Origin of the sequence: Streptomyces sp. NPDC087215 (assembly GCF_044744885.1) — a bacterium.
Classification (GTDB): domain Bacteria; phylum Actinomycetota; class Actinomycetes; order Streptomycetales; family Streptomycetaceae; genus Streptomyces.
Genome location: NZ_JBIUZD010000004.1, coordinates 317,803 through 343,284, shown reverse-complemented (window position 1 = coordinate 343,284; position 25,482 = coordinate 317,803). Strand labels below are relative to the sequence as shown.

The 25,482-nt window shown below is 72.7% G+C and carries 23 protein-coding genes; 10 read left to right on the top strand and 13 right to left on the bottom strand.

Translation table 11 applies throughout. The features are described from left to right. Nucleotides 1–121: 121 nt before the first annotated feature. From ACIO92_RS14400 to ACIO92_RS14375, 6 genes are all read right to left on the bottom strand, one after another. Nucleotides 122–2,368 carry a VCBS repeat-containing protein gene (locus ACIO92_RS14400; RefSeq protein WP_402281394.1) on the bottom strand — a complete coding sequence of 749 codons (2,247 nt, stop codon included), beginning with the start codon at nucleotides 2,366–2,368 and terminating at the stop codon, nucleotides 122–124. A gap of 105 nt (nucleotides 2,369–2,473) precedes the next feature. After that, the gene (locus ACIO92_RS14395) at nucleotides 2,474–4,711 is read right to left on the bottom strand and encodes an FG-GAP repeat domain-containing protein (protein ID WP_402281392.1); all 2,238 of its coding nucleotides are present in this window, start codon (nucleotides 4,709–4,711) and stop codon (nucleotides 2,474–2,476) included. A gap of 104 nt (nucleotides 4,712–4,815) precedes the next feature. Beyond that, the gene (locus tag ACIO92_RS14390; protein ID WP_402281390.1) at nucleotides 4,816–7,068 is read right to left on the bottom strand and encodes an FG-GAP repeat domain-containing protein; all 2,253 of its coding nucleotides are present in this window, start codon (nucleotides 7,066–7,068) and stop codon (nucleotides 4,816–4,818) included. Nucleotides 7,069–7,437: 369 nt separating this feature from the next. Beyond that, nucleotides 7,438–7,953 (bottom strand): DUF664 domain-containing protein, encoded by a 516-nt coding sequence (locus tag ACIO92_RS14385; RefSeq protein ID WP_366439737.1) that lies wholly within the window; start codon nucleotides 7,951–7,953, stop codon nucleotides 7,438–7,440. 58 nt (nucleotides 7,954–8,011) lie between these two features. Beyond that, the gene (locus ACIO92_RS14380; RefSeq protein ID WP_366439736.1) at nucleotides 8,012–8,410 is read right to left on the bottom strand and encodes a DUF1992 domain-containing protein; all 399 of its coding nucleotides are present in this window, start codon (nucleotides 8,408–8,410) and stop codon (nucleotides 8,012–8,014) included. Between the two features lie 128 nt (nucleotides 8,411–8,538). After that, nucleotides 8,539–8,742, bottom strand: a complete 204-nt coding sequence (locus tag ACIO92_RS14375) for a cold-shock protein (RefSeq protein WP_351781037.1) — start codon at nucleotides 8,740–8,742, stop codon at nucleotides 8,539–8,541. A 259-nt stretch (nucleotides 8,743–9,001) separates the two neighbouring features. On the opposite strand from ACIO92_RS14375, the gene ACIO92_RS14370 reads away from it, so the two are divergent. Next, nucleotides 9,002–9,874 carry a menaquinone biosynthesis protein gene (locus ACIO92_RS14370; RefSeq protein ID WP_366439735.1) on the top strand — a complete coding sequence of 291 codons (873 nt, stop codon included), beginning with the start codon at nucleotides 9,002–9,004 and terminating at the stop codon, nucleotides 9,872–9,874. A 142-nt stretch (nucleotides 9,875–10,016) separates the two neighbouring features. Here the strand turns inward: ACIO92_RS14370 and ACIO92_RS14365 are convergent, their stop codons facing one another. Next, nucleotides 10,017–11,069, bottom strand: a complete 1,053-nt coding sequence (locus ACIO92_RS14365; RefSeq protein WP_366439734.1) for an alpha/beta fold hydrolase — start codon at nucleotides 11,067–11,069, stop codon at nucleotides 10,017–10,019. Between the two features lie 314 nt (nucleotides 11,070–11,383). Between ACIO92_RS14365 and mqnC the strand changes: the two genes are divergently transcribed. Then, complete coding sequence (gene mqnC, locus ACIO92_RS14360; protein ID WP_366439733.1) at nucleotides 11,384–12,583, top strand: cyclic dehypoxanthinyl futalosine synthase; 1,200 nt, start codon at nucleotides 11,384–11,386, stop codon at nucleotides 12,581–12,583. Between the two features lie 7 nt (nucleotides 12,584–12,590). Continuing rightward, nucleotides 12,591–13,154 (top strand): hypothetical protein, encoded by a 564-nt coding sequence (locus ACIO92_RS14355; RefSeq protein ID WP_401236601.1) that lies wholly within the window; start codon nucleotides 12,591–12,593, stop codon nucleotides 13,152–13,154. Nucleotides 13,155–13,289: 135 nt separating this feature from the next. Here the strand turns inward: ACIO92_RS14355 and ACIO92_RS14350 are convergent, their stop codons facing one another. Together ACIO92_RS14350 and ACIO92_RS14345 are read right to left on the bottom strand one after the other, a co-directional pair. After that, nucleotides 13,290–14,081: a hypothetical protein gene (locus ACIO92_RS14350; protein ID WP_401236603.1), complete on the bottom strand. Its 792-nt coding sequence runs from the start codon at nucleotides 14,079–14,081 to the stop codon at nucleotides 13,290–13,292. 7 nt (nucleotides 14,082–14,088) lie between these two features. Next, nucleotides 14,089–14,631, bottom strand: a complete 543-nt coding sequence (locus tag ACIO92_RS14345; RefSeq protein ID WP_366439730.1) for a SigE family RNA polymerase sigma factor — start codon at nucleotides 14,629–14,631, stop codon at nucleotides 14,089–14,091. Nucleotides 14,632–14,767: 136 nt separating this feature from the next. On the opposite strand from ACIO92_RS14345, the gene ACIO92_RS14340 reads away from it, so the two are divergent. Both ACIO92_RS14340 and ACIO92_RS14335 read left to right on the top strand, forming a co-directional pair. Further along, the gene (locus ACIO92_RS14340; protein ID WP_366439729.1) at nucleotides 14,768–15,460 is read left to right on the top strand and encodes a demethylmenaquinone methyltransferase; all 693 of its coding nucleotides are present in this window, start codon (nucleotides 14,768–14,770) and stop codon (nucleotides 15,458–15,460) included. Between the two features lie 68 nt (nucleotides 15,461–15,528). Continuing rightward, on the top strand, nucleotides 15,529–16,815 hold the full coding sequence (locus ACIO92_RS14335; protein ID WP_366439728.1) for a geranylgeranyl reductase family protein: 1,287 nt from the start codon (nucleotides 15,529–15,531) through the stop codon (nucleotides 16,813–16,815). A 6-nt stretch (nucleotides 16,816–16,821) separates the two neighbouring features. Here ACIO92_RS14335 and ACIO92_RS14330 read toward each other — a convergent pair whose 3' ends face one another. From ACIO92_RS14330 to ACIO92_RS14320, 3 genes are all read right to left on the bottom strand, one after another. Further along, complete coding sequence (locus ACIO92_RS14330) at nucleotides 16,822–17,217, bottom strand: helix-turn-helix transcriptional regulator (protein ID WP_366439727.1); 396 nt, start codon at nucleotides 17,215–17,217, stop codon at nucleotides 16,822–16,824. Nucleotides 17,218–17,418: 201 nt separating this feature from the next. Beyond that, nucleotides 17,419–18,360, bottom strand: coding sequence for a hypothetical protein (locus tag ACIO92_RS14325; RefSeq protein ID WP_402281385.1), 942 nt, complete (start codon nucleotides 18,358–18,360; stop codon nucleotides 17,419–17,421). A gap of 217 nt (nucleotides 18,361–18,577) precedes the next feature. Beyond that, nucleotides 18,578–18,994: a peptidase inhibitor family I36 protein gene (locus tag ACIO92_RS14320; RefSeq protein WP_366439725.1), complete on the bottom strand. Its 417-nt coding sequence runs from the start codon at nucleotides 18,992–18,994 to the stop codon at nucleotides 18,578–18,580. A 279-nt stretch (nucleotides 18,995–19,273) separates the two neighbouring features. On the opposite strand from ACIO92_RS14320, the gene ACIO92_RS14315 reads away from it, so the two are divergent. From ACIO92_RS14315 to ACIO92_RS14300, 4 genes are all read left to right on the top strand, one after another. After that, entirely contained in the window at nucleotides 19,274–19,807 is a 534-nt protein-coding gene (locus tag ACIO92_RS14315) for a hypothetical protein (protein WP_402056711.1), read from the top strand. Further along, nucleotides 19,800–21,305: a peptidoglycan-binding protein gene (locus ACIO92_RS14310; RefSeq protein ID WP_402281382.1), complete on the top strand. Its 1,506-nt coding sequence runs from the start codon at nucleotides 19,800–19,802 to the stop codon at nucleotides 21,303–21,305. Before ACIO92_RS14315 ends, ACIO92_RS14310 begins: the two co-directional genes overlap by 8 nt. After that, nucleotides 21,302–22,003 (top strand): ABC transporter ATP-binding protein, encoded by a 702-nt coding sequence (locus ACIO92_RS14305; RefSeq protein WP_401236607.1) that lies wholly within the window; start codon nucleotides 21,302–21,304, stop codon nucleotides 22,001–22,003. The genes ACIO92_RS14310 and ACIO92_RS14305 overlap by 4 nt, the downstream gene beginning before the upstream one ends. Before the next feature lie 269 nt (nucleotides 22,004–22,272). Next, a complete protein-coding gene (locus ACIO92_RS14300) occupies nucleotides 22,273–23,487 on the top strand; it encodes an ABC transporter permease (RefSeq protein ID WP_366439914.1) in 1,215 nt (404 codons plus the stop codon). A 68-nt stretch (nucleotides 23,488–23,555) separates the two neighbouring features. Here the strand turns inward: ACIO92_RS14300 and ACIO92_RS14295 are convergent, their stop codons facing one another. Next, nucleotides 23,556–24,440, bottom strand: a complete 885-nt coding sequence (locus tag ACIO92_RS14295; RefSeq protein WP_366439721.1) for a C40 family peptidase — start codon at nucleotides 24,438–24,440, stop codon at nucleotides 23,556–23,558. Between the two features lie 670 nt (nucleotides 24,441–25,110). Here ACIO92_RS14295 and ACIO92_RS14290 point away from each other — a divergent pair. Then, on the top strand, nucleotides 25,111–25,470 hold the full coding sequence (locus tag ACIO92_RS14290) for an NADH-quinone oxidoreductase subunit A (RefSeq protein WP_019888619.1): 360 nt from the start codon (nucleotides 25,111–25,113) through the stop codon (nucleotides 25,468–25,470). Nucleotides 25,471–25,482: the final 12 nt, after the last annotated feature.

Genomic DNA, 25,482 nt, shown 5'->3' with positions numbered 1-25,482 from the left:
GCGGGGGGCGAACGGCGCGTACGCGCGCACGCGTCGTTCGCTCAGACATGCGATCGGAGGGAAAGGTTGTATGTGCCCCGGCGTCGGGTGGTGTGACCGGCCACCCGATGCTGACGAATCGTCAGAACACCTTGTTGATGAAGGATCCGTTGCCGTTGGTGAGGATGTCGGTGGGCTTGCGTGTCTGGAACGGGGCGCGCCAGTTGCCGCTGCCGGGGTGGATGTAGACGGTGTTGTGGGGTCCGTAGGCGTAGAGGTCGGGGGTGCCGTCCATGGTGGCGTCGCCGGTGCCGACGATGTGGGTGTACTGGTTCCAGCCGCCGCCGATCTTGGTGCGGGCGGCGTAGGTGCCGTCGCCCTTGCCGAGGTAGAGCCAGAGGACGCCTGCCTTGTCGCGGGCGACGAGGTCTCCGGCGGGTCCTCCGGCGAGGTTCCCCACGGCGGTGATCTTGTTGTAGATGTTCCAGCCGAAGCCGGTCTTCTTGCGGGGCGCGAAGGGCGCGTTGACGTTCCCGGTGCCCTTGTACAGGTAGAGGTCTCCGGCCTTGTCGACGGCGACGAGGTCGGCGCGTCCGTCGCCGGTGAGGTCGCTGCCTCCGGCGAGCTGGGTGTAGACCCCCCAGCCGCCCCCGATCCTCACGCGCGGGGCCAGAGTCGTCTGGTCGTCATGCCCGGTGCCGGGGTGGAACCAGAGGACACCGGCGCTGTCGATCCCGATCACGTCGGGCGCGTTCGTCCCGGCGACGTCGCCGACGGACTCCAGCTGCCGGTAGCCCTGCCAGCCACGGCCGATGTAGCCGCCGCTGTCCGCCTCGACGACCCTGCCCCGCCAGACGTCGTAGGTGGTGTCCACCCTCGTCAGGTTTCCGTCCGTGTCACGGACGAGCAGGTCGGGCGTGCCGTTGTTGTTGAAGTCGTGGACCTTGGGGGAGCGGACGAGCTCGAAGTCGCCGCCGGTCTCCAGGTCCGGACCGATGCCGTCGTGCGGCTTCGCCGTCAGCTTCCAGGTGTACGCGCCGTTGTACGCGGGCGTGCCCACGTTGCCCCGGTACGGGGCGAGGTCCCCGCGCCAGAGGAGGCTGATGGACCGCGAACCCTGGTTCTCGAACCGGTCGGTGAACTTTCGCCCGGTCGCCTTGTGGGTCAGCTCCACGGTGTAGTCGAAGTCCCCGTGGGACAGGGTCCAGGACAGGCGCTCCCTGCCGTTCATGGGGTCGAGGTCCACGACGTCGCCGATGGACGTCTCGACCAGCTTCAGCGCGGTGTCCTCGCCGGTGGAGGCGATCAGCGTGGCGGCCGGGACGCCGTCCGCGCCGGTCGTGATCCGGTAGACGCCCTCGCCCTGCTCGACCGTGCCGCCCCGGACCAGCAGCGTCCCGTTCGGACCGGCCCCCAGGCTGGTGGCCTTGTCGAGCAGCTTGACCGTGCGGCCGTCGGTCAGGGAGCGCACCGAGAACGCGGGCTCCGTGCCACGGGTCGTGTAGGCGACGAAGTCCCCGAAGAGGCCGAGGGGGCCGTTGAGCCCGGCGAGGGCGATCCGGGTGTCCGCGCCGGAGGCCCGGTCGGTCACGACGAGACCGGCCGCGTCCCGCCGGACGATCTTCGTCGCGGAGAAGGCCGTGCTCCAGTCGCCCGCGTACGGGTGGGGGGCGGACGCGGTGGACCTGGCCGCGGCCAGGTCCACCGTCACCGTGCCGTAGCTGTTCCCGGAGCCGGTCTTCTCGTAGGTGAGGAACGCGCTGCCGGGGGCGCCGTCCGCCTTGGTCACGTCACGGATGTCCCCGGGCACGCCGGTGACCTTGCGGTCGGTGAGCGCGTTCCCGTTCCTGGACACCAGGTGGAGTTCCTGCGGGTTCCCGCCGGATCCCACCTGGACGAGGAGCGTGGAGCCGTACAGGCCGACGAACTCGTGGGTGGGGCCCAGGGTGCGCAGGTCGAAGAGGACCGGGGCCGTACCGGCGGGCGCGGACAGGTCGTGCAGCCGGACGACCCGGTAGTCGTAGTCGGCGGCCACGGCCACGATGTCGGAGACGAGCGCGTTGCCCACCACAGGACCGCCGGAGAAGGCCTCGGAGAGCAGGGTCGAGGTGCCGTCCGGCCGGTACCAGCGGTACTCGTAGCCGTACTGTCCCTCGGAGTTGTAGTGCTGGGTCCCGCCGAGGTACCCGCTCGTACCGACCCCGGCGACCTGCGTCCTGGCCGGGATCTTCGGTACGGCCTGCGCCTGCGCCTTCGCGGCCGGTGCCGCCGCCCCGGCCGCTCTCGCCTGTGGCGCCGCGACGGCGGCGGGGGCGGTCGCCAGCGCGGTGGCGGCGAGGACGGTGGTGATCGCGGCGGCGAGGGTCCGCCGGGCCGTGCCAGAGGTCACGTTCTTCTCCTCCGAAGGGGGTCGAACGGCCTGCACGTACGCGCAAGCCGTTCGTTCAGACATGCGACCCACGGAAAAGGTTGCACGCCGAACCTTCCCCGGAGGTCAGGACACCGCGCTGAACTTCGTCCCCTCGCCCTGGTAGAGGGTCGTCGCCGTCCGCGAGAACGGAGCCGACACCGAGCCCGTGGACCGGTAGACGTACGTGCCGCCGGAGCCGTACGCCAGCAGGTCGGCCCGTCCGTCGTTGTCCGCGTCGCCCATGCCGACGAGCTGAGAGAAGGCGCCCCAGCCCGCGCCGACCCGCATGCGCGGCGCGAACGTGCCGTCCCCCTTGCCGAGGAACAGCCACAGCACGCCCGCCGTGTCCCGGGCGACCAGGTCCCCGGCCGCCCCGCCCGCCACGTTCCCGACCGCGGCGATCTGGTCGTAGGTGTTGTAGCCGCTCGCCGCGAGCTTCACCCGGCCCGCGAAGGGGGCCTTCCAGTCGCCGGTGGCCCGGTACGACCAGAGCGCGCCCGCCGTGTCCACCGCGACCAGGTCCGGCCGCCCGTCACCCGTCAGGTCCGAGCCCGCCGCGACCTTCGTGTAGACGCCCCAGCCCGCGCCGACCCTGGTCCGGGCCGCGAAGGTGCCGTCGCCCTTGCCGAGGAAGCTCCACAGCACCCCGGCGGTGTCCCGGGCGACGAAGTCCGCCGCCGGACCGCCCGCCAGGTTCCCGGCCGCCTCGATCAGGCCGTACGCCTGGAAGCCCGTACCGATCTTCGTCCGGCCCGCCGTCCGCAGCGTGCCGTCCGTGTACCCGTCCTGGGTGTCGTCCCGCCACAGCGTCCCGGAGGAGTCCCGGGCGAGCAGGTCGGCCGTCCCGTTGTCGGTGTGGTCGTGGGCGTTCGCCGGGCGGGCCAGCCGGAACGTCCCGGAGGCGGAGCCGCCGGAGCCGATGCCGCTCAGCGGGGCCGCCGAGGCGTCCCAGCGGTAGTCGCCGTTCGCGGCGGGCCTGCCGTTGTCCAGGACGCCGTTCCAGGCCAGTTCGGCCGTCGTCGACGCCGTGGTCACCGTCCGCCGGAACGACGTCCCGTTCCCGGTGTGCCGGAACACGACCTCCAGGGACACGTTCGGCCGGGACACCGACCACGACAGCCGCACCGGGGAGCGGTGGATGTCGCCGCTCACGACCGCCGGGACGCCGTGCCCGGTGAACCGCACGCCCGTCGTGGTGCCGGTCGCCACCTCCAGAGTGGCACCGAGGCCACCGCCGAAGTCGGAGATCCGGTACAGGCCCTCGCCCTCGTGGAGTCTCCCGCCCCGCACCAGGAGCGTCCCGTCGGGACCGGTGGCCGCGCTCGTCAGATGGTCCAGGAGCGTGGTCGTGGCCCCCGTCACCACATTGCGGGCGGTCAGCGCGTGCAGCGGGTCCGGCGCGGACGCGTCGGCGCCGCCGGGCCGCCCGTACAGCACCCAGTCGCCGATGATCCCGGCGATGACCGGGGGCGTCCCGCCCCGGCCCAGGGGGAAGCGCTGTTCCGGGGCGGGGTCGGGCGCGATCCGGTCGACGCCCAGGGTGTAGGTGCCGTCGGCCGCGTGCTCGGTCCACGCCGTGTACGTCTCCGACAGGAAGCCGCTGGAGGTGTCGTCCCAGCGCTCGGCGAACCGGACGTAGTCGTAGACCGGGGCGCCCTTGTGGACGGTCCGGAAGTAGGGAGGACCGCCACCGTTGCTGGTGTCCTGCGTGCCCAGCACGAAGGGGTTGCCCATCGCCGAACGGGTGCCGCCGAAGACCTTGAAGGAGGTGTTCCGGGAGCCGTACGAGATCTTGGCCTTCGACGTCACCCCGTTGATCCGCTGGAGCCGGTACAGGTCCTGGTAGCCGAAGCTCGGCACCGACACGTACAGCGCCGTACCGGCGACACCGACGACCGTGGCGCCGGGGCCCAGCTCCCGCTCGGGTTCGAGCGTCGCCTGCTGGCGGCTCACCATGTCGAGGACGGTGTACCGGCCCCTCCCGTCGGTCGTCACGACGACGTCGAGACCCGTGTCGTACCCCCGGACGCCCGGCACGACCTCGCTGCCGCTCCCGTCGAACCTCGTCCAGGTGAGCGCGGCCGAACCCGCGCCGTCCGGCCGGGAGGTGAGGAATCCGGTGCTGCCGGTACTGACGATCCGGGCGTCCTCGGGCAGCGCGACCGCCGAGGCGGTGGCGGGGACGGCGGCCGGGACGGCGGCGGGCGCGGCGGTCGCCGCCGGAGCGGTGACGAGGGTCGCCGTGACGGCCGTGACCGTGCCGAGGGCGAGGACGGCGGCGGTGAGCCCCCGGCCGGAGGGGCGGGTGCGGGTGCGGTTCACAGTTCTCTTCCTGAAGGCGGGAGGGCGAAGGAGGGGCTGTGCGGGGACCCCGTACGGGACGCGCGTCCCGTACGGGGTGTACGGGACGCGCGGTGCCCCGTGGGTCAGAAGACGGTGTCGAACCGGGCCGCGTCGGAGTTCACCGAGGAGTGGGCGGGCGGCTTGAACGGGGCGGCGGCGTTGCCGGTGCCCGCGTAGAGGCGCGAGCCGGAGGACCCGACGGCGTACAGGTCGTTGCGCCCGTCCCGGTCGGCGTCGCCGACCCCCACGAGGTGGGTGAAGGCCCCCCAGCCGGCGCCGATCCGCACCCGGGCGGCGAACTGGCCGGTGCCGGACCCCTGGAACAGCCAGAGGACACCGGCGGTGTCCCGGGCCACCAGATCGCCCCGGGACGTACCGGCGACGTCACCGAGCGCGGTGATCTGGTTGTACCCGCTCCACCCGGCACCGACCCGGACACGGCCCGCGAACGGGGCCCGCCAGTCGCCGGTGGCGCGGTAGTACCAGAGGACACCGGAGGTGTCGGTGGCGACGAGGTCGGACCGGCCGTCCCCGTCGAGGTCGCTGCCGCCGGTGATCTTGTCGTACGCCTTCCAGCCCGCGCCGACCCTCGTCCGGGCGGCGAAGGTGCCGTCGCCCTTGCCGAGGTAGCTCCAGAGCACACCGGCGGAGTCCCGGGCGACGAGGTCCGGCGCCGGACCGCCCGCGATGTCGCCGACGGCCTCCAGCCGGTCGTAGATCCCCCAGCCGGTGCCGATCTGGACCCGTCCGGCCGAGTACACCTCGGACGAACTCGGCACCTTCACCGTGTCGTCGCGGAAGAGCCGCCCCGAGGAGTCGCGCGCCAGCAGGTCCGGGCTGCCGTTGCCGGTGTAGTCGTGCGCCCCGGCCTTCCGGACGACCTCGAAGGTGCCGGTCCGCGAGAGCTCCGGCCCGATGCCGTTGAGCGGCACGGCCTTCAGTTCCCAGGTGTAGTCACCGGCGGACGCGAAGCCGCCCGGGTCACCGGTGTTCGCGGCGACCAGGCCGTCCCAGTCGAAGGTGAGCCTGCTCGCCGCGCCGAGCTGCTGGTACGAGAAGGACCGCACCGCCTTCCGGCCGGTCGCCGTGTGGCGCAGGGTCACCGTGCCGGAGGCGTTGGGCCGGGTCAGGTCCCAGGTGAAGGTGGCCCGGCCGCCGCTCGCGTCGAGGTCGGCCACGGCCGGGACCCCGGCGGAGAGCAGGTCGAGCCGGGTCGGCGTGCCCGTCCCGGCGACGAGCGTGGCGACCGGCTTGCCGTCGGCGCCGGGAGCGACCCGGAAGACGCCCTCGCCCCGCGCGAGCGAGCCGCCGCGCACCAGGAGCGAGCCGTCGGGAGCCGGGGCGGTCGAGTCGACGTGGTCGAGGAGCCGGACCGTGCCGTCGTCGCCGAAGGAGCGGGCGGTCAGCGGGTGGAACACGGACGAACGGTCGGAGACGCCACCGCCCTTCAGCGTGTACGTCGCCCAGCCGCCCAGCAGCGCCAGATCGAGCTGGGTGCCCGCGGGCGAGGCCCCCAGCGGCACCGAGGACGGCGACCCGCCGCCGCGCGGGACCGTGACGAGCTGGGGCGCGGTCCCGGCCGGGTTGGTGATCCAGGAGACCAGGGTGTCCGAGAGGAACACCCCGGTCCTGGGCTGGGTGGTGCCGGTGGACACGGTCTCGACGACCGCGCCCGTGGCCAGGTCCACGACCGCGAGGTGGTACGTGGTGGCGGAGCCGGTGCCCCGCGCGTACTGGAGGAGCGCGGTGTCCGTGGTGGTCGCCGCGACCCGCTGGAGCCGCGCGTCGGTCGGCAGGGCCACGCCACGGGTGGTGGGCGAGGTGCTCCCTGCGGAGGGAGCGCTCATCAGGAGCACGTCCAGGACGCCGTTGTGGTCGCGGTACGACATGACCAGCGACTTCCCGGCGACCCCCGCGAGGCCGTACCGGCTGTCGCCGTAGGTCAGGTTCACCGGGGCGGAGCCCGGGACGGACATGTCGTGGAGGGCGAAGCGGTTCTGGGTCTCCTTGCGCTCGACGACGACGTCGGACCGCCCGCCGAAGAACTGGGCCCCGGGGCCCAGGACCCGGGAGGTCCCGTCCAGGTGGCTCGTCCACCGGTACTCCGGCACGTCACCGACGGTCCGGTAGCCCAGGAAGCCCGTCGTGCCCGCGCTGACGAGATGGAGGTCGTTCGGGACGGTGATGCCCGCGGCGGGGGACTGCGGCGCGGCGGCGGGGGCGGTGACCGGCGCCGCACCGGCGGGCGGGGCCAGGAGACCCGCGCCGAGGGTGACGGCGAGGACGGCGGTGACGGAGGCGCCGAGACGGCGCCGGGCGGTGCGTGCTGCGGACAAGTTCTTCCCCCACGAGATCCGAACGGCGTGCGAACAGGCGTGCGCCACTCGGTGAGACCTCTGAACCGGCCGGGGGGTTGTAGGCGACTGGCCGAAAAGATCACAGAAATCGCCCCACGAGCCGCACGGCCAACCGGAGTTGACCCGAACGCGCAGCCCTGAGCGGCGAACGCGCAGGTCAGGCCGTGGCGCTCCCCGAGCGGGCCGGAGCGGTACGGGGCAGTCCCAGCCATCCAGGTCGGGCGCCACCCGCCAGCGGCTGCACGGGGGCGGGTGCGCGGCGGCGGGTGCGCGGGGCGGGCCCGCCGCGCTCCCGTGCGATCAGGCGCCGCCCCGGTCAGGTTCCGCCCCGGCGGGTCCCCGTTCCGGTCAGGCTTCGCCCCGTCGTTCCAGGACGCCCCGGACGTACTCCGCCTGGCCCGCGTGCTGGAGGGTGTCCGCGATCACCGACACCAGTCGCACCCCGAGGGTCACCGGCGGGTCCCAGGCCGTGTCCACGACCCGTTCCAGATCCGCGTTCGTCACCGTGCCCACCAGCTCCGCCGTCCGCGCGTGCACCGCGTCCTGGTAGCCGAGCAGCAGCTCGCCCGGCACCCGCACCGAGCCCGCCTGGGCGCTCGTCTGCCCGTAGCCGGTCGCCCTCGCGGGGAACGGCAGCCCGAACCGCTCCCGCCAGCCGTCCGGCACCCACAGCTGCTCCGTACCGAACGCCCCCGCGAGATGATCGTCCTGCACCCGGGTGAGGTGCCAGACGAGCCAGGCGATGGAGTTGGCGTCCGGATCGACCCGCGCGGCGAGCACGTCCTCGCCGAGGCCCTCCACGGCCTCGTGGACGGCCTCCCGCACCCGCCCGAACGCATCGACCAGCAGACCGGCGCTGTTCATGGGGACTCCCTGGGGTCGGAGGGAACGCTCGGCGGCCCGGCGGGGCGCGTACGGGGGCTCAGGACCGCCCCGCCCGCCACCGCCGGATCTCCGCCTCGACGTCGAACGGCTTCAGGTTCAGCGGGGGACCGGCCGGAGGCCGCCGCAGGGCCTCCGCGATCCGGGTGTTGATCTTCCCGAGGATCCGGCGCACCTGGCTCTCCGAGACGGCCGAGGCCACCTCCGCCCGCGCGTCCTCGGCGGCCTTGCGCAGGGCCAGGGCGGGCGGCAGCACGGCCGCACCCTCCCGGTGCATCTTGCCCTTGATCCACCACAGCGCGTCGTACGGCGCCGAGTCCTCGGGGAGGGGCTTCCCGAAACCGGGCAGGGCCCGGAACTCACCGCGCTCCGCCGCCTCGCGGATCTGCTTGTCCACGAACGACTCGAAGCCGACACCGGGCGGTTTGCGTTCGGTCATGTCTCCAGACTACGGAGACACCCTCCCGAGCGCCCGGAAAAGGGCAGGAGCCCCGCTCGTGCCCTTGCGGACACGGAGCGGGGCTCCTTGGGTACTGCTCTAGTCGTGCGGTTCGCCGACCCGGGCAACTAGGCCGGGGAGACGTTCTCCGCCTGCGGGCCCTTGGGGCCCTGCGTGACGTCGAACGTCACGGGCTGGTTCTCCTCGAGCGAACGGAAGCCGTTCGCGTTGATCGCGGAGTAGTGGACGAAGACATCCGGGCCGCCGCCGTCCTGGGCGATGAAGCCGAAGCCCTTTTCAGCGTTGAACCACTTGACGGTTCCGGTAGCCATAAGCCCTCCTTGGGCCAAAGGGTTGCCCTGCTCCAGAACCTGAAACAAGTCTGAAAACTACAAAAGCCTGCGGGTCACATGCTCCGCAGGCTCTGTACTGCAAGGGAAACCAAACTGCAACTTGCGTCGAGCCTAGCACGCAGGATCCTTGAGGGGGTAGAGGGGAAGATCACGTCACTCGCATGTTTGATCTCGCTCCGTGTGCTGACGCGCGTGCCCCGGCGATGCCCACGGGACGAGACGGGTCTAGCCTCACGATGTGGACAATGCAACCGACGAGCAGCAGCGCAGCCGGCCCCGCGTCGGGCACATCCAGTTCCTGAACTGTCTCCCCCTCTACTGGGGTCTGGCCAGAACCGGAACCCTCCTGGACCTGGAGCTCACCAAGGACACCCCGGAGAAGCTCAGCGAGCGGCTCGTCCGCGGCGACCTGGACATCGGACCCATCACCCTCGTCGAGTACCTCCGCAACGCGGACCGGCTGGTCGCCCTCCCCGACATCGCCGTCGGCTGCGACGGACCCGTCATGTCCTGCGTGATCGTCTCCCAGCGGCCCCTTGAGGAGCTGGACGGGGCGCGCGTGGCGCTCGGCTCCACCTCCCGCACGTCCGTACGCCTCGCGCAGCTCCTGCTCGCCGAGCAGTTCGGGGTGACGCCCCACTACTTCACCTGCCCGCCGGACCTCGGCCTGATGATGCAGGAGGCGGAGGCCGCCGTCCTCATCGGTGACGCCGCGCTCCGCGCCTCCCTGCACGACGCCCCCCGGCTCGGCCTCCAGGTCCACGACCTGGGGCAGATGTGGAAGGACTGGACGGGCCTGCCGTTCGTCTTCGCCGTCTGGGCGGCCCGCAAGGAGTATCTGGCCCGTGAGCCGGAGACCGTCCACGAGGTGCACCGGGCCTTCCTGGCCTCGCGCGACCTCTCCCTCGAAGAGGTCGCCAAGGTCGCCGAACAGGCCGCCCGCTGGGAGGCCTTCGACGCGGAACTCCTGGAGCGGTACTTCCGCACCCTCGACTTCCGCTTCGGCCCCGAGCAGCTCGCCGGGGTCCGCGAGTTCGCCCGCAGGACCGGCCCCACCACCGGCTTCCCCGCGGACGTCGCCGTCGAACTCCTGCCGCCCGAGCGGCACTGACGGGTCACGGGCGCGGGTCACGGGCGAGGGGTCGCGGCGAGGGGCGACGACCGGCCGCCGCACCCGCCGCTGACCGGCCGCCTGACCGGCCGCGACACCGGGTCACCGCTCCCTCGCCCCTCCGCTCCCGTCCCGTCCCGGCTCACGCCCGGTCGGGCACCGGGGGCTGGAGCTGCTCGCTGATCCACTCGATGCTGCTGTCCTCAAGACCCCGCAGATAGGTGTGGGCGTCGTGCCCGCCGTCCGGGACGACGAGCAGCCTGCTCTTCAGCGGCCCCTTCGTGTGCGTCCGGACGAACCGCCGCACCCCCGGCCCGATGCCGTTCTCCCGCGAGCCCAGCTGGAACGCCAGGTACAGCTCGTTCCCCGGCACGTCCGGCCGCCGCGCCAGGGCGTCCGCGAGCCGCCCGGGATCGTTCGCCAGCCGCTCCGCCTCGTGCCCCCGCCACAGCGGCGAGTCCGGCACCAGGTCGGGACCCGACGCGATCACCGCCTTGAACCGGTCCGGATGCTGGAGCACCGTCTTCAGCCCCACGAACCCTCCCGACGAGGACCCCATGACGGCCCAGCCGTCCCGCGAGGCGAACGTCCGGAAATTGGCCCGGACGAAATCCGGCACGTCCTCCGCGATCCAGCTGCCCATTTTCGGCTGCCCCGGAATGTCACTGCCGTCGTAGTACTGCCGGGCGTCCGGATTGAGGACCGGCATCACGACGATGAACGGAAGGCTCTTTCCCTCCCGGGACCACCGCGAGATGTCGGACTGGAGTCCGAGATCCGTACCCATCCAGTAATTCACCGGATACCCGTGGCCGCCCGGCAGCGCCATGAGGACCGGGAAGCCGCTGTGCGCGTACCGGGGGTCGTCGTACTGCGGCGGCGCCCACACCCACACCTGGCCCGTGAACCCGGACTTCCGGCCCGTGACCGTCGCCACCCCCACGCTCGTGCCGTCGCCGATCTCCCCGGTCGACGTGAACCGGGCGCGCGGCCCCTTCGGGTACACCGTCACCGGTTCCCCGGGAGCCGCCCGGGGCCCCGAGGACGGGGAGTCGAAGACCAGCGGCTCGGGACGACCGTCGTCACAGCCGCCGAGCAGGGACAGCGGGAGCGCCAGCGCCAGCACCGCCAGCAGGGAGCGGACGGCGGCGGACGGACGGGACCTCAGGGGCGGGCGTGCCGACGGACGTGTCATCGTGCGACTCCGTTTCCTTCGGGGCAGATCGGACGATTCCGAAGGAGGAGAGGGCATCCGGGGCGCGGAGGTTGCCCCGTTCCGTCCGGACTCGCACGACGGGCCCACCCCGGCCCCCGGGCCCGTCCGGACGGGACCCGCGCCCCGGCTCCGGGGCCGTACGGCGATGCCCGCGCCCCGGGCCCCGGCCCCGTACGACGGAATCCCCGCCCCGGGTCCCCGGACGCGCGCGGCGGAGCCCGCCGGAGCCCGCGCGGGGCGCTGGCGTACGCTGGTTCGGTCCGTCCAGAACCCCTCCGAAAGGGACGCACCCGGTGACCGAGAAGGCCGAACTGCAGTCCGTTCTCGACCGCGCCGCCGCCGGTGGCCGGATCACCCCCGAGGAGGCGCTCGACCTCTACCGCTCCGCGCCGCTGCACGCCCTCGGCGCCGCCGCCGACGCCGTGCGCCGCCGCCGGTACGCGGGGACCGAGCACATCGCGACGTACATCATCGAGCGGAACATCAACTACACGAACGTCTGCGTGACGGCGTGCAAGTTCTGCGCCTTCTACGCCGCCCCCAAGGACACCAAGAAGGGCTGGACCCGCGACCTCGACGACATCCTGCGCCGCTGCGCGGAGACCGTCGAGCTGGGCGGCACCCAGATCATGTTCCAGGGCGGCCACCACCCGGACTACGGCGTCGAGTACTACGAGCAGCACTTCGCCGCCATCAAGAAGGACTTCCCGCAGCTGGTCATCCACTCCCTCGGCGCGTCCGAGGTCGATCACATGGCCCGGATCAGCGGTGTCTCCGTCGAGGAGGCCATCACCCGCATCCACGCGGCGGGCCTCGACTCCTTCGCGGGCGCGGGCGCCGAGCTGCTGCCCGAGCGGCCCCGCAAGGCCATCGCCCCCCTCAAGGAGAGCGGCGAGCGCTGGCTGGAGATCATGGAGATCGCCCACGGCCTCGGCGTCGAGTCCACCTCCACCATGCTCATGGGCACCGGCGAGACCAACGCCGAGCGGATCGAGCACCTGCGCATGATCCGTGACGTCCAGGACCGGACGGGCGGCTTCCGCGCCTTCATCCCGTACACGTACCAGCCCGAGAACAACCACCTCAAGGGCCGTACGCAGGCCACCCTCTTCGAGTACCTGCGCATCATCGCCGTCGCCCGGCTGTTCTTCGACAACATCGCCCACATCCAGGGCTCCTGGCTGACCACCGGCAAGGAGGTCGGTCAGCTCTCCCTGCACTACGGCGCCGACGACCTCGGCTCGATCATGCTGGAGGAGAACGTCGTCTCCTCCGCCGGTGCCCGGCACCGCTCCAACCGCCTGGAGATCATCGACCTGATCCGCAAGGCGGGCCGCGTCCCGGCCCAGCGCGCCACCACGTACGAGCACCTCGTCGTCCACGACGACCCGGCGGACGACCCGGTCGACGAGCGCGTGGCCTCGCACATCTCGTCCGTGGCCATCGAGGGCGGCACCGCCCACCCCGAACTGAAGCTCCTCGACGCCCGCTGACGCCGACGTGCTGACGATCCACCGCGTCCGGGGCGTGCGCCCCGCAGAGGACGTGCCCGGCACCGCGTACGACGCCGGGCACGCCGTCGTCGTCGAGGGCGCCCTGCTCGCCGCGATCGGCCCGTACGAGGAACTCCTCGCCGGGTACGGGGACCGGGCCCGGGTCCGGGAGTGGGACGGCGTCCTCACCCCCGGGCGCCACGAACCCGACGCGGTCGCCCTCCTGGAGTCCGCCTACTGGCCGGACCCCCGCGAGGCGGAGGAGCTCGGCACCGACCCCCTCACCGGGGCGGCCCTCACCGCCCTCGGCATGACCGACACCCGCTGGGGCGCCAGCGCCCGGCGCGGCATCCAGCGGCTGCTCGCCACCGGGACCACCCTCCTCGCGGGACCCTTCACCCACCCCCAGGTCCGTACGGCCGTGGCCCGCTCGGGCCTGCGCGTCAGCGCCCCCGGCCCGGCACCCCGCCGCCTCCTCCCCGGCGCCCCCGCCGACTTCGCGGTCCTCGCCGGGGACGGCACCTGCCTGGCCACCGCCCTCGACGGCCGCCTGGTCCACCGACGACGCTGACCCCCTCGGGCCGATCCCCCCGGGCCGATCCCCTCCTTTCCTCGGACTGCCCCCCCCTCGGACCCCCGCTCGGCCGAGCCCCCCCCGGGCCCGGCCGAGCCCCCCGTCCCCCGGGCCGAGCCGCCCCCCGGCGGCTCAGCCGCCCCGGACCGGTGAGCCCTTCCGCTGCACCGGGTGCTCGTCCGCGTACTTCAGCAGCTCCGTGAAGCGCGGATCGCGCACCACGGCCAGCAACTGCCCCGGGGTCACCGGCGCCGACGCCGTGGCCGACGGGCCCACCGACAGCAGGGCCTGGCTCTGCCCGTACCGGGTGACGACCATCGCCCCCAGCGTCTCCACCCGGTTCACGGCCGTTCCGGACACGTGCGCGGTCCGGCCGCCCCCCAGCGCGGCCGTCTCACAGGTCGTCCGCTTCGCGGGGACGTCCACGCACGCCGGGAGCGACTCGCCCGGCGCGGGCCGTACGGACAGCTCCACCGGGAAGACCGTGCCGCCCGCCGTGATCCGGTAGTCCGACACCGCCCCCGCCACCGGTCTGACCTCCGTCACCGACGCCGGGAGCAGCTCGTCCAGCAGCGCCGACACCTGCTGCTGGAACTCGTCCCGCCGCTCGGCCTCCGCCCCCGAGACCTTCTCCGGCGCGGGCTGTCCCGGCGTCGGCCGGACCTCCACGGGCGGGTGGTACGCCGAGGGGAACGCGACGGGCGGCGCGGCGGGCACCGCCACTCCCGCGCTCCCCCCGGGGAACAGGGACACCCCGAGGACGGCGGCGGTCACCGTGCCGAAGACCCCGCCCGCGACGGCGAGCCGGGCGCGCGCCCGGCGTCTGCGGCCCAGCCGCACCGCGAGCGGCGCCAGATCGGGCAGGGGAGGAAGCTCGTCGGCCGTGCGGTCCATGGCACGGCGGAGCATCGTGACGTCGTCCACTAGGGCCTCAGCTTCCGATGGCGTGGTGGTGGAGGTGGGGATCGGCGGCGTACAGATGGGGCTCGCCGAGATGTTCACGGAGCCGGGCCAGTGAGCGCGAACACTGGCTTCTGACCGTCGCCTCGCTGCAGCGCAGGAGCGAGGCGACGGTCTCCACACTCAGGTCCTCCCAGTACCTCAGGACGACCATGGCGCGGGCTCTGGGCGGAAGCTCGGCGAGCGCGGCGAGCAGCGTGACCCTGAGGTCGGGCTGCTCCGTGGCCCGCGCCGGGCCGAGCCCGCCGGTCTTGGTGAAGGCGAGCAGATCGCGCAGCCGGCGCCGCCGCTCCGCCAGGAACGTGCGGGTGAGCACGGTCTTGGCGTACGCGTGCGGATGGTCCGCGTCCGCCGCCCGCCGCCAGTGCTGGAAGAGCTTGGCGAGGGTGGTCTGGGTCAGGTCGCGGGCGGTCTCCGCGTCCCCGCACAGGAGGTACGCGGTGCGGTACAGCCGCGTCTGCGCGGAACGGGCGAACTCCTCGAACCCGGCCTCCGTGCCAAGCGGTGACGGCATCTCGCTCCCTTCGTCAGCACTGTCACCCTTCCCTGAGCGCGCCCGCGCCGGAAACGTTGAAGCGCTCCGGCGGAAAATTCTCCGGGCACCGGGGCCGGTCCCCGCCCGCCCGGGGGGCGGCTGCCACAATGGCCCGGTGAGCCGAGCATCCCTGGAAAAGCAGCCGCACGAAGTCGCCTCGATGTTCGACGCCGTGGCGGCGAACTACGACCTCACCAACGACGTGCTCTCCCTCGGGCAGGACCGCCGCTGGCGCAGAGAGGTCGCCAAGGCGGTCGACGCGCGGCCCGCGCAGAAGGTCCTCGACCTGGCGGCCGGGACGGCGACCTCCTCGCAGCCCTTCGTGCGGGCGGGCGCGTACGTCGTCCCCTGCGACTTCTCCCTCGGGATGCTGCGGGTCGGCAAGCGGAACCACCCGTGGATGCCGTTCACCGCGGGCGACGGCACGGAGCTCCCGTTCCGCGACGACGTGTTCGACGCCGTCACCATCTCCTTCGGGCTGCGGAACATCCAGGACACCGGCGCCGCGCTGCGCGAGCTGCACCGGGTGACGAAGCCCGGCGGCCGGGTCGTCATCTGCGAGTTCTCGCACCCCACCTGGGCGCCCTTCCGGACCGTCTACGAGGAGTACCTGATGCGCGCGCTGCCGCCGGTGGCCCGTGCCGTCTCCTCCAACCCCGACGCGTACGTGTACCTCGCCGAGTCCATCCGGTCCTGGCCGGACCAGTCCGCGCTCGCGGGCCTGCTCGCCGAGGCGGGCTGGTCGAAGGTCGCCCACCGGAACCTCTCGGGCGGCATCGTCGCCCTGCACCGCGGCTTCAAGGCCTGAGCCCGGCCCGCCGGGCCCCCGCAATAGACTTCCAGCAGCCCCTTCCTCGACCCTCCGGGAGAACCGCCGTGACCGAGCAGCCCCTCTCCGAGCACAGCGCCGATGTGATCGTCGTCGGGGCGGGCCCGGCCGGTTCCACCACGGCGTACTACCTGGCCAAGGCGGGACTCGACGTCCTCCTCCTGGAGAAGACCGCGTTCCCCCGCGAGAAGGTCTGCGGCGACGGCCTCACCCCCCGCGCCACCAAGCAGCTCGTGGCCATGGGCATCGACATCTCCGAAGAGGCCGGCTGGCTGCGGAACAAGGGCCTGCGGATCATCGGCGGCGGGATGCGCCTGGAGCTCGACTGGCCGGAACTGGCCTCGTACCCGGACTACGGGCTCGTCCGCAAGCGCGACGACTTCGACGAGCAGCTCGCCCGGCAGGCGCAGAAGGCGGGCGCCCGGCTGTACGAGCGGTGCAACGTGGGCGCCCCGGTCATCGACGACCGCACCGGCCGGATCACCGGCGTCCACGCCAAGCTCGGCGAGGAGAAGCGCGAGGTCACCTTCCACGCGCCGCTCGTCGTCGCCGCCGACGGCAACTCCACCCGCCTCTCCGTCGCCATGGGCCTGCACCGGCGCGAGGACCGCCCGATGGGCGTCGCCGTCCGCACGTACTTCACCACCCCCCGGCACGAGGACGACTACCTGGAGTCCTGGCTGGAGCTGTGGGACCGGCGCGGCCCGCAGGACCGCCTCCTGCCCGGCTACGGCTGGGTCTTCGGGATGGGCGACGGCACCTCCAACGTGGGCCTCGGCATCCTCAACTCCTCCAACGCCTTCCGCGAGCTGGACTGGCGCGAGGTCCTCAAGGCGTGGTGCGCCTCCATGCCGGAGGACTGGGGCTTCACCCCGGAGAACATGACGACCCCGATCCGGGGCGCCGCCCTCCCGATGGCCTTCAACCGCCAGCCGCACTACACCCGGGGCCTCCTCCTCGTCGGTGACGCGGGCGGCCTGGTCAACCCCTTCAACGGCGAGGGCATCGCGTACGCCATGGAGTCCGGCCAGATCGCGGCCGAGGTCATCGTGCAGGCGCACGCCCGCACCACCCCCGCCCAGCGCGAGCTGGCCCTGCGGAACTACCCGCAGATCCTCAAGGACACCTACGGCGGGTACTACACGCTGGGCCGCGCCTTCGTGAAGCTCATCGGCAACCCGAAGGTCATGAAGATCGCGGCCCAGCGCGGTCTGACGCACCCGCTGCTGATGAGGTTCACGCTGAAGATGCTGGCGAACCTGACCGATCCGACGGGCGGTGACGCGATGGACCGCGTCATCAACGGCCTGTCGAAGGTGGCGCCGAAGGCGTGAGCGCCGTCAGGCGCAGCGCGCGGCGAGCCGGGGAGTCACCGGCGTGCGGGGCGCGAGGGCACGCGGCTCCGCCGTCCGTTCCCCGTGGAGGTCGTGCAGACAGAGACGGCACGGCCAGACCATCTCGGTGAAGAGGGCGAGCAGATGGAGCTGGGCGCGCGAGAGCCCGCCCAGTTTCTCCCGCATGTTGGTGACGTGGAACTTGACGGTGCGCTCGGTGATGCCGAGGTGTTCGGCGAGGTCCGTGTTGGACTCGCCGCCGGGCATCGCGGACAGGACCTCGATCTCCCGTTCGGTCAGGGAGTCGAGGTGGCGCAGGGCGGCGGTGACGGGGTTGATCCGGGCGGACCGGGAGTCGGCCCCCACGGTCTCGGGACCGCAGTACGGGCATCGACGAAGCATGTGTCTCCCCCCAGAGACGGCGTTCGCTGGACGGGAACCGACCGGCATGGTTCCTCACGGGAACGGTAACCGGATCGCGTCACGGAACATTGCCCATATGCGGGAGGCGGGACGTCCCTGGGACACCCCGGTGGCCGGAAAGGACCCGTACCGCCGGGCGGTCCGGGGGCGGGGGCGGCGCCCCGGACCGTGCCCCGCCGATCAGCCGGCGAGCGTGGCGGCGAGCTTCAGACGCTCGTCGAGCTCGGTCTTCGCCTGGTTCAGCGCTTCCGCGTTCTGCTCGATGCCCCGCTTCTGGTAGGCGCTCTCGACGGTGTACCAGACGCCGACGAGGTTGGCCCGTTCCTTGCAGGCGACATCCTGCCGCGCGGCGGCCACGGCCCGGGGGCTCCCGTAGCCGTTGGGGTCGAGGCCCAGATCGCTCTGCGGGCTGACGGGCTCGTCGACCTTGTAGCCCTTCTCCGCCATGCAGGCGGACCACGCCTTCACCGCGGCGACGACCCGGGAGTCCTCGCGGGAGCGGGAGTTGGCGTCCATCACCAGATTGGTGACGAACATGCTGTCCAGGGCGCCCTTCTTCGGCGCGTACACCGTCAGGTAGCCCTCGCGCAGGCAGCCGCCGACGGGGACCTTCCGTCCGTCGAGGGTCTTCCCGCTGTCCTCGGCCCGGGACTCCTCCAGGCTCATCGGCTGGGCGCCCTTGAACTCGGGGCCGTTCAGGGCGAGCCTGCCGGTGGCGCTGAGCGTCCGGGCGGCCGTCTTGGCGGGCGGCCGGGCGCCCCGGTTGGGGACGTAGCCGTAGCGGGCCGCCTGCGCCGCGTCGGTGAGACCGTAACGGCGGGAGTTCCCGGCGCTGCCGGTCGGGGAGGGCGTCACGGGCAGTTCGTACGTGAATCCGAAGCGGGTCATGCAGTCGCTCGTCACCCGGGACTGGGCCTGCTCCAGCTTGCGCCGCTGTTCGTCGGTGGTCGCGTAGCCGTCGAGCGGGAACGAGAGCCCGGTCGTGGAGAGCAGCCGGGGGACCGTGCCGATCGCGGGCTCCCGCGCGGAACCGCCGCCGCCGTCACCGGACCCGGACGAGCAGGCGGTGAGGAGTGCGGCGCTCAGCAGGAGAACGGTCGCGCGGGCGGCGAAGGGGCGCATGGGTGCTCCAGGGGCGGGTGCGTGTCTACCATGGGGGCAGCCGTTGCTCTGCCCGCCTCTTTCGGGCGGAGCAACGGCTGCCTGGGCGGTGCGTCCGCCGGGCCCGGAGGCCGTCGCGGCGGTTCAGCGGTGGTGCGGACCCTCAGGACCGACGGGTCTCGTGACGCCGGTGCCCCTCAGGGCCGACCGGTCGCGCGGTGCTGCGGACCGTCAGGGATCAACGGGCCTTGTAGTGGTACGCGGACGAGATCTTGTTCTTGAAGTTCGAGGACGCGTCGCCGATGTAACCGGGCGGCAGGCTTCCCTCGACACCGCCCGTGTAGGCGTCGGTGTAGACCCACCAGGTCAGGGAGTCGGCGTTCCAGTACGACGCGGTGTTGTCGTTCGCCTTCTGGCCGGCTCCGTTGCCGGGGCCCGGGAACCAGTCGTCGTCGAAGTTGTCGTCCGCGACGTAGAGGTCGAAGACGGCGCCGCCCTGGCCGGAGTTGTAGAACAGGCCGAACTCGCCGCTCTCCAGGTAGCCGTTCTTGCCGGTGGCGGCCGAGGCCGAGCCCGCGGTGGCGAGCGCGCCCGCGCCGAGGGCGGCGAGCGCGACGGCCGTGGCGGCCACGCGACGGAGTGCAGTGCGCTGCATGTCGATGCCTTTCACGTAGTTGCTGGTGTGATCGAAACGGCCCGGAGTGGGCCGGGTCCATACGAACACCAGCAACTACCCTCCGGCTACTGTCCGTTGAGACAGTTACCGGTGCGACGGCACCGGGATATCCTCAGCCGTGTCGAGGCATCCGCCGGGTGCCCGGCCCTCACCGCGCAGGGGCCTTGCACGTGGCGTAGCGCAGCGCCGCGTCGGCCCCCTCCCGCGCGTTCCCATGACATCCCGTGACGGGGAACCCCGTCGGAAGGACCGTTTCTGATGAGACGCCTCATGGCCGTTCCCGCGCTGATCCTCGCCCTCGGGCTCGGGGGGTGTTCGAGCGGAGGGGACAGCGCGACCCCGTCCACGCCGAGCACCGGTGCCTCCGCCGCCCCCACCTCAGGGGCCCCCTCGGCCGGTGCCTCCGGGGGCGCCGCCGACTGGGCCGCGTACTACGACTGCCTCGGCGCACAGGGGGTCGAGCTCCAGGAGAGCGAGGGCGGCGAGAAGCGCGTCGACAAGGACGCCAACACGGCCGAGGTCCTCGCCTCCGCCGAGAAGGCGTGCGCGGCGAAGCAGCCCGGCCGTCCGAAGCCCGGCGCCTCACGCCTCGAGGCCGCCGGGAAGACCGCCGCCTGTATGCGCGAGAAGGGCGTCACCGACTACCCGGACCCCGACCCCGCGACCGGCGAGATACCGCTGACGGGTGCCTTCGCCGACAGGATGAAGAGCGACCCGAAGGTGATCGCCGCCCTCAAGGCCTGCGCGCCCAGCGTGGGTTCGGGCGACGGCGGGACGGTCGTCGGTGGCTGACGGCACCCCGCCCGGCCCCGCGGAGGCGTCCGGCCCGGCGGAGACGTCCGGGACCCCCGGCAGCGACGCCGGGGCCCGGATGTCCCGGCGCCGCTTCTGGGTCGCCGCCCTCGTCGCCGGGGCGGTCGCCCTCACCGGTGCCGGAGTCGCGGCGACCTCGCTGATACGGTCGCCCGCCCAGGTCGCGGCCGAGGCCGAACCGCCGCCCGAGGACGTGCTGATCGCCCGGGTCGAGAACCGGGTGCTCGCCGAGACCGTCGTCCTGCGCGGCACCGTCGTCGCGGGCCAGACCGTCCAGGTCGCCCCCGTCGGGGCGGGCGGCGAGGGCGCCACCGCCGCCGTGATCACCAAGGTCTCCGTCAGGAGCGGGGACGCGGTGCGCTCGGGGAAGGTGCTCCTGGAGGTCTCCGGGCGTCCCGTCTTCGTCCTGCCCGGCAGCCTGCCCGTCTACCGGGACCTCAAGCCCGGCGCCACCGGCGACGACGTCGCACAGCTGCAGCGCGCGCTCGCCGCCCTCGGCCACGGCCGGGGCGGCGACGCCCGGGGCACCTTCGGCCCCGGCACCAAGAACGCGGTCGAGGCGTTCTACGCCTCCATCGGCTACGACCCCAGGCCCGCCGTCGACGACGACGGAGCCGCCGTCACCGGAGCCGAGGCCGCCGTCACCGGAGCCGAACGGGCCGTCGCCGACGCCCGGGACGCCCTCGCCGCCAACGAGGACGAGGCTCGGGCGAAGCCGCTGAAGAAGGCCCGCGACCGGGCCGTCGAGGACCTCGGCACCGCCCGCGAGGCCCTCGGAAAGGCCCGCGCCGCCGCCGGACCCATGGTCCCGGCGTCCGAGGTCGTCTTCGTACGGGCCTTCCCCGCCCGGGTCGCCACCGTGGCCGCCCGGCCCGGAGCACAGGTCTCCGGCACGGCGATGACCCTGTCCTCCGGGAAACTGATGGCCCAGGGCTATCTCCAGGACCACCAGAAGGGCATGGTCCGCGCCGGACAGAAGGTCCGCGTCCTCGCCGAGACCACCGGCGAGGAGACCGAGGGCCGGGTCGTCTCCGTCGCGGACACCCCGACCCGGCGGCAGGACCAGCAGGACGCCCCGCAGGGCTCCGGCGGGAACGGCGGCGGCACCGGCGGGGGAGGGGACGCGCCCCAGGACGACGGAGCCGTCGGCTACCTCTTCACCGTCGAACCCGGCCGCGAACTCCCCTCGGCCCTCGCGGGCCAGGAGGTGCGCCTCACCATCGAGGCCGCCGCCACCGACGGCAAGGCCCTGGTCGTGCCGGTCACCGCCGTCTCCGCGGGCGTCGACGGCAGAACGGTCGTCACCACCGTGGACGGCACCGGCAGGCAGGAGCGGATCGAGGTCCGCACCGGCACCACCGGAGACGGCTTCGTCGAGGTCGTCCCGCTGACCGCGGGGGCGCTCGAAGAGGGCGACGAGGTGGTCACCGGGGTGAACCCGGGCGCGGCCGCGGGCAGCCCCGGGGGATCGCCGTGAGCGGCCGGGACGTCCCGGTCATCGCCTTCCGGGGGGTCAGCCTGACCTATCCGGGCCCACCGCCCGTCACCGCCCTGAGGCCCTGCGAACTCACCGTACGCGCGGGCGAGTTCATCACCGTCGTCGGACCCTCCGGCTCGGGCAAGTCGACCTTCCTGAACATCGCGGGACTGCTCGACGCACCCACCGGCGGTACGTACCTCCTGGACGGCATCGACACCGCGGCCCTGCGCGACGGGGAGCGCACGGCCCTGCGCGGACGGCGGATCGGCTTCGTCTTCCAGTCCTTCCACCTGCTGCCGCACCGCAGCGCCACGGAGAACGTCATGCTCTCGATGGTCTACTCGGCGGTGCCCCGGGCCGAGCGCCGCACCCGGGCCCGTACCGCCCTCGAACGGGTGGGGCTCGCCCACCGGGCCGACGCGCTGCCCGGCCGTCTCTCCGGCGGCGAACGCCAGCGGGTCGCCATCGCCCGCGCCCTCGCGGGCCGTCCGTCACTGCTGCTGTGCGACGAACCGACCGGCAACCTGGACTCGGACAACGCCGGATCGGTCCTGGACCTCCTCGGCGAACTCCACGCCTCCGGCATGACGATCGTCGTGATCACCCATGACGCGGAGGTGGCCGAGCGCGGCCGGCGCACGGTGACCATCCGCGACGGGGTGCTGAGCGAGCCGACGGGGGTGGGAAACGGGTGACCCGACCACAGCGGGACGAAGACCCCACCCGGCGCGCCGGACCCCCGGCCCAGCGGCCGGACCTCGATCCGGCCCAGCGGCCGGACTTGAATCCGCCCCGGGAGCCGCAGCCGGACCTGGAGTCACAGCCGCACCAGCAGCCACAGGCGGACCCGATTCCGGACCCGATTCCGGACCCGCACCCGGCCCCGGACCAGAAGCCGGACCCGCCGTCCCACCCGCGCCCCGAGCGGAAGCGCCCCCGCCCCCGCCTCCCGAAGCGGACGCGGATCGTCGAGCCCTCCCGGCTGACCGCCCGTGACGTGCTCTCCGAGGCCCTCGCCGGAATGCTCCAGCGGCCCGGCCGCTCGGTCCTCACCGCGCTCGGAACCGTCCTCGGCGTCGGCACGTTCGTGGCGATCCTGGGCCTGACCGCGACCACGTCCTCGCAGATCGACGCGCGGTTCAACCTGCTGACCGCCACCGAGGTGACCGTCGAGGACGTCGCCCGCGACCAGGACGAGTTCGCCGACCCCGCCTTCCCCGCCGACGCGGACGCCCGTATCGAGCGGCTCGGCGGGGTCGAGGCCGCCGGGGTCTACTGGTCCGTCCGGCTCGCCCCCGGCACGGCCGTCCGCTCCGCCCCGGTCGGCGACGGCGGGGGCAGCGAGCGGATCGAGGTCGTCGCCGCGTCCCCCGGCGCGCTGCGGGCGGCCTCGCCGACCCTCGCCCAGGGGCGCCTGTACGACGAGTTCGCCTCCCGCTCCGGGCAGCCGGTCGCGGTCCTCGGCAAGTCCGTCGCCGCCCGGCTCGGCATCACGACCCTGGAGACCCGCCCGGCGGTGTTCATCGGGGACGAGCCCTTCACCGTCGCCGGGATCATCGACGACGTACGGCGCAGGGCCGACGTCCTGATGTCGGTCACCGTGCCGAGGACGACCGCCGAGAAGCTCTGGGGGCCGCCGCAGCAGGGCGACGCGAAGATGCTCATCACCACCGCGACGGGCGCCGCCGCCCAGATCGCCCGGGAGGCGCCGGTCGCGCTGCGCCCGGACCACCCGGAGTACCTGCGGGCGGTGCCCCCGCCGGACCCGAAGAGCCTGCGCGCGGGCGTGACCGGGGACCTCGACCAGCTGTTCCTGCTGCTCGCCTCGATCTGTCTGGTGATCGGCGCGGTCGGCATCGCCAACACCACGCTGGTCGCGGTCCTCGAACGGACCGGTGAGATCGGCCTGAGACGCGCGCTCGGCGCCCGGGGACGGCACATCACCGTCCAGTTCCTCACGGAGTCGGGCGCTCTGGGCGCGGTGGGCGGACTCGTCGGTACGGCCCTGGGGGTGTCCACGGTGATCGTGGTGGCGCTGGTGCGGGACTGGACGCCGGTCATGCACACCGGGACGGTGGTCGCCGCCCCGGTCGTCGGTCTCGTCACCGGGGTGGTCGCCGGGCTCTACCCGGCCTGGCGCGCCTCCCGGATCGAACCGGCCGAGGCCCTGCGCCGCTGAGCGGGCACGCCGAAGGGCCGTCGCTCCCCCGAGGAGTGACGGCCCTTCGGCGTACGGGGAGGGGTGGATCAGAGGATGCGGACGGCGCCCGAGGGGGTGTCCCAGTCCAGGGAGCGCTCGACGACCCCGGTGGAGGGGTTCTGCGCGCCGACGTACTTGCCGCCGCCGACGTAGACGGCGACGTGGTACGAGCCGCTGCGGCTGCCCCAGTACAGGATGTCGCCCGGCTGGAGGTTGCTCAGGGAGACGGAGGTGCCCATGCTCGACTGGTCGCCCGAGATGCGGGGCAGGTCGATGCCGGCCTGGCGGTAGGCGGCCTGGACGAGGCCGGAGCAGTCCCAGGAGTTGGGTCCGGTGCCGCCCATGACGTAGGAGTCGCCGATCTGCGCGCGGGCGAAGGCCACGATCGCGGCGGCGGAGCCCGTGGGCGCCTGGGTGGTGGTCTCGTCGGTGGACGAGGAGCCGCCGGTGGAGCCGGAACCGCCCTCGTCCGAAGAGTTGGTGGTGCTGGTGAGCTGGGTGCGGGTGGAGGTGCGGGAGGCGCGGGCCTCGGCCTCCAGCCGCTCCTGGCGCTCCCGCTCGGCCTTGAGGCGGGCCTTCTCGGCCTTCTCGGCGGCGGCCTTGCGGTCGGCCTCGGCCCTGGCCTTCTTGGCTTCCTTGGCGGCCGTCTGCAGGGCCGCGTTCTCCTGGGTGGCGAGGCTCTGGTCAAGGGCCTCCTGCTGGGAGGCCTCGGCGGAGGCGGCGACGGCGCTGGCGAGGCCCGCGCCGGTCTCCAGGGAGCCCAGGGTGGGCATTTCGATGGTCTCGGTCACCGGCTCGGCATTCGCCGGCCCGGCAGCACCGGCCACCGCGATGGTGCCGAGGACGCCACCGGCGACTCCGGCGCGCAGAGCGAGCTTCGAGGCGCTGCGGCGGGGCTTCCGGTGGCTGGGTATGTGAGCGGTGTGGGACATGGGAACAACCGCTATCAGGGCCGCGGGGTTCCCTTCAAGAAACGTGGGTTGCGCCACAGTTACGTTCGGAACCTCTGAATCCGCTTCTGTGGCGCTCTTATTGACGCCGTAACGGGCAAATCGGTCATGGCTCATCTGGGCCTTGATCACGGGTTTTCATTGAAACGTCCGAATTGCCCGACGCTTACCACCTCTTCAAGCCGTTGGCCAAGACCCGTTTCTTCGAGGCCTTCGGCGTGTGACGCAGGTCACGCGACCGTCTCATGAACGCTCGTGAACGCGCGCACACGTCCACCCCGGTACGCCCGGCCCCCCGACCGGGCGAAGGACGGTTCCTTTATCACCGGGATCGGTCCACCACCAATTTGCTTGTAATGGCCAACACTTGATAGTGCGACACCCCCTCCGAGCAGCGACGACAGGTCCGGTTGTCACATCTGGTGATCACCTGGGCGCTTCGCGCAACAAGATCACCGCTCATCCGACTTCATGATCCTTCGTCAGGTGGTGGAGATCACAAACTCGTTGGCGCACCCCGTGTCGCAGATCACAGAGGGGCGGGCATAAGATGCGGGGCAGCCGGGCTTGTGAACTGCCTCACATGGGGGCGATCTTTCACGGTCCGGCCGTGCGGTCCAACGGTCAAGGACGACTGGAAGGAGCGAGGAGCGTGAATGCGTACGCGCCCGTCCTCGTGCTCGGTGCCCTGGGTGCGGGGTTTGCGATCTTCTCCGTGGTCATGGCCACGCTTATCGGGCCAAAGCGGTACAACAGGGCAAAACTTGAAGCGTACGAGTGCGGCATCGAACCGACGCCCACTCCCGCCGGAGGCGGCCGCTTCCCGATCAAGTACTACCTGACGGCGATGCTCTTCATCGTCTTCGACATCGAGATCGTCTTCCTCTACCCCTGGGCCGTCACCTTCGACGCCCTGGGGCTGTTCGGGCTCGTGGAGATGCTGCTCTTCGTGCTCACCGTCTTCGTCGCCTACGCCTATGTCTGGCGTCGCGGCGGCCTGGAATGGGACTGAGGGGCTGAGGGG

Bases quoted from the DNA above. Each gene is read 5' to 3' on its own strand.
- ACIO92_RS14385 (WP_366439737.1), bottom strand. From the start codon at position 7,953: ATGAACAGCGCCGGTCTGCTGGTCGATGCGTTCGGGCGGGTGCGGGAG.
- ACIO92_RS14380 (WP_366439736.1), bottom strand. From the start codon at position 8,410: ATGACCGAACGCAAACCGCCCGGTGTCGGCTTCGAGTCGTTCGTGGAC.
- ACIO92_RS14375 (WP_351781037.1), bottom strand. From the start codon at position 8,742: ATGGCTACCGGAACCGTCAAGTGGTTCAACGCTGAAAAGGGCTTCGGC.
- ACIO92_RS14365 (WP_366439734.1), bottom strand. From the start codon at position 11,069: ATGACACGTCCGTCGGCACGCCCGCCCCTGAGGTCCCGTCCGTCCGCC.
- ACIO92_RS14345 (WP_366439730.1), bottom strand. From the start codon at position 14,631: ATGCCGTCACCGCTTGGCACGGAGGCCGGGTTCGAGGAGTTCGCCCGT.
- ACIO92_RS14330 (WP_366439727.1), bottom strand. From the start codon at position 17,217: ATGCTTCGTCGATGCCCGTACTGCGGTCCCGAGACCGTGGGGGCCGAC.
- ACIO92_RS14325 (WP_402281385.1), bottom strand. From the start codon at position 18,360: ATGCGCCCCTTCGCCGCCCGCGCGACCGTTCTCCTGCTGAGCGCCGCA.
- ACIO92_RS14320 (WP_366439725.1), bottom strand. From the start codon at position 18,994: ATGCAGCGCACTGCACTCCGTCGCGTGGCCGCCACGGCCGTCGCGCTC.
- ACIO92_RS14315 (WP_402056711.1), top strand. From the start codon at position 19,274: ATGAGACGCCTCATGGCCGTTCCCGCGCTGATCCTCGCCCTCGGGCTC.
- ACIO92_RS14295 (WP_366439721.1), bottom strand. From the start codon at position 24,440: ATGTCCCACACCGCTCACATACCCAGCCACCGGAAGCCCCGCCGCAGC.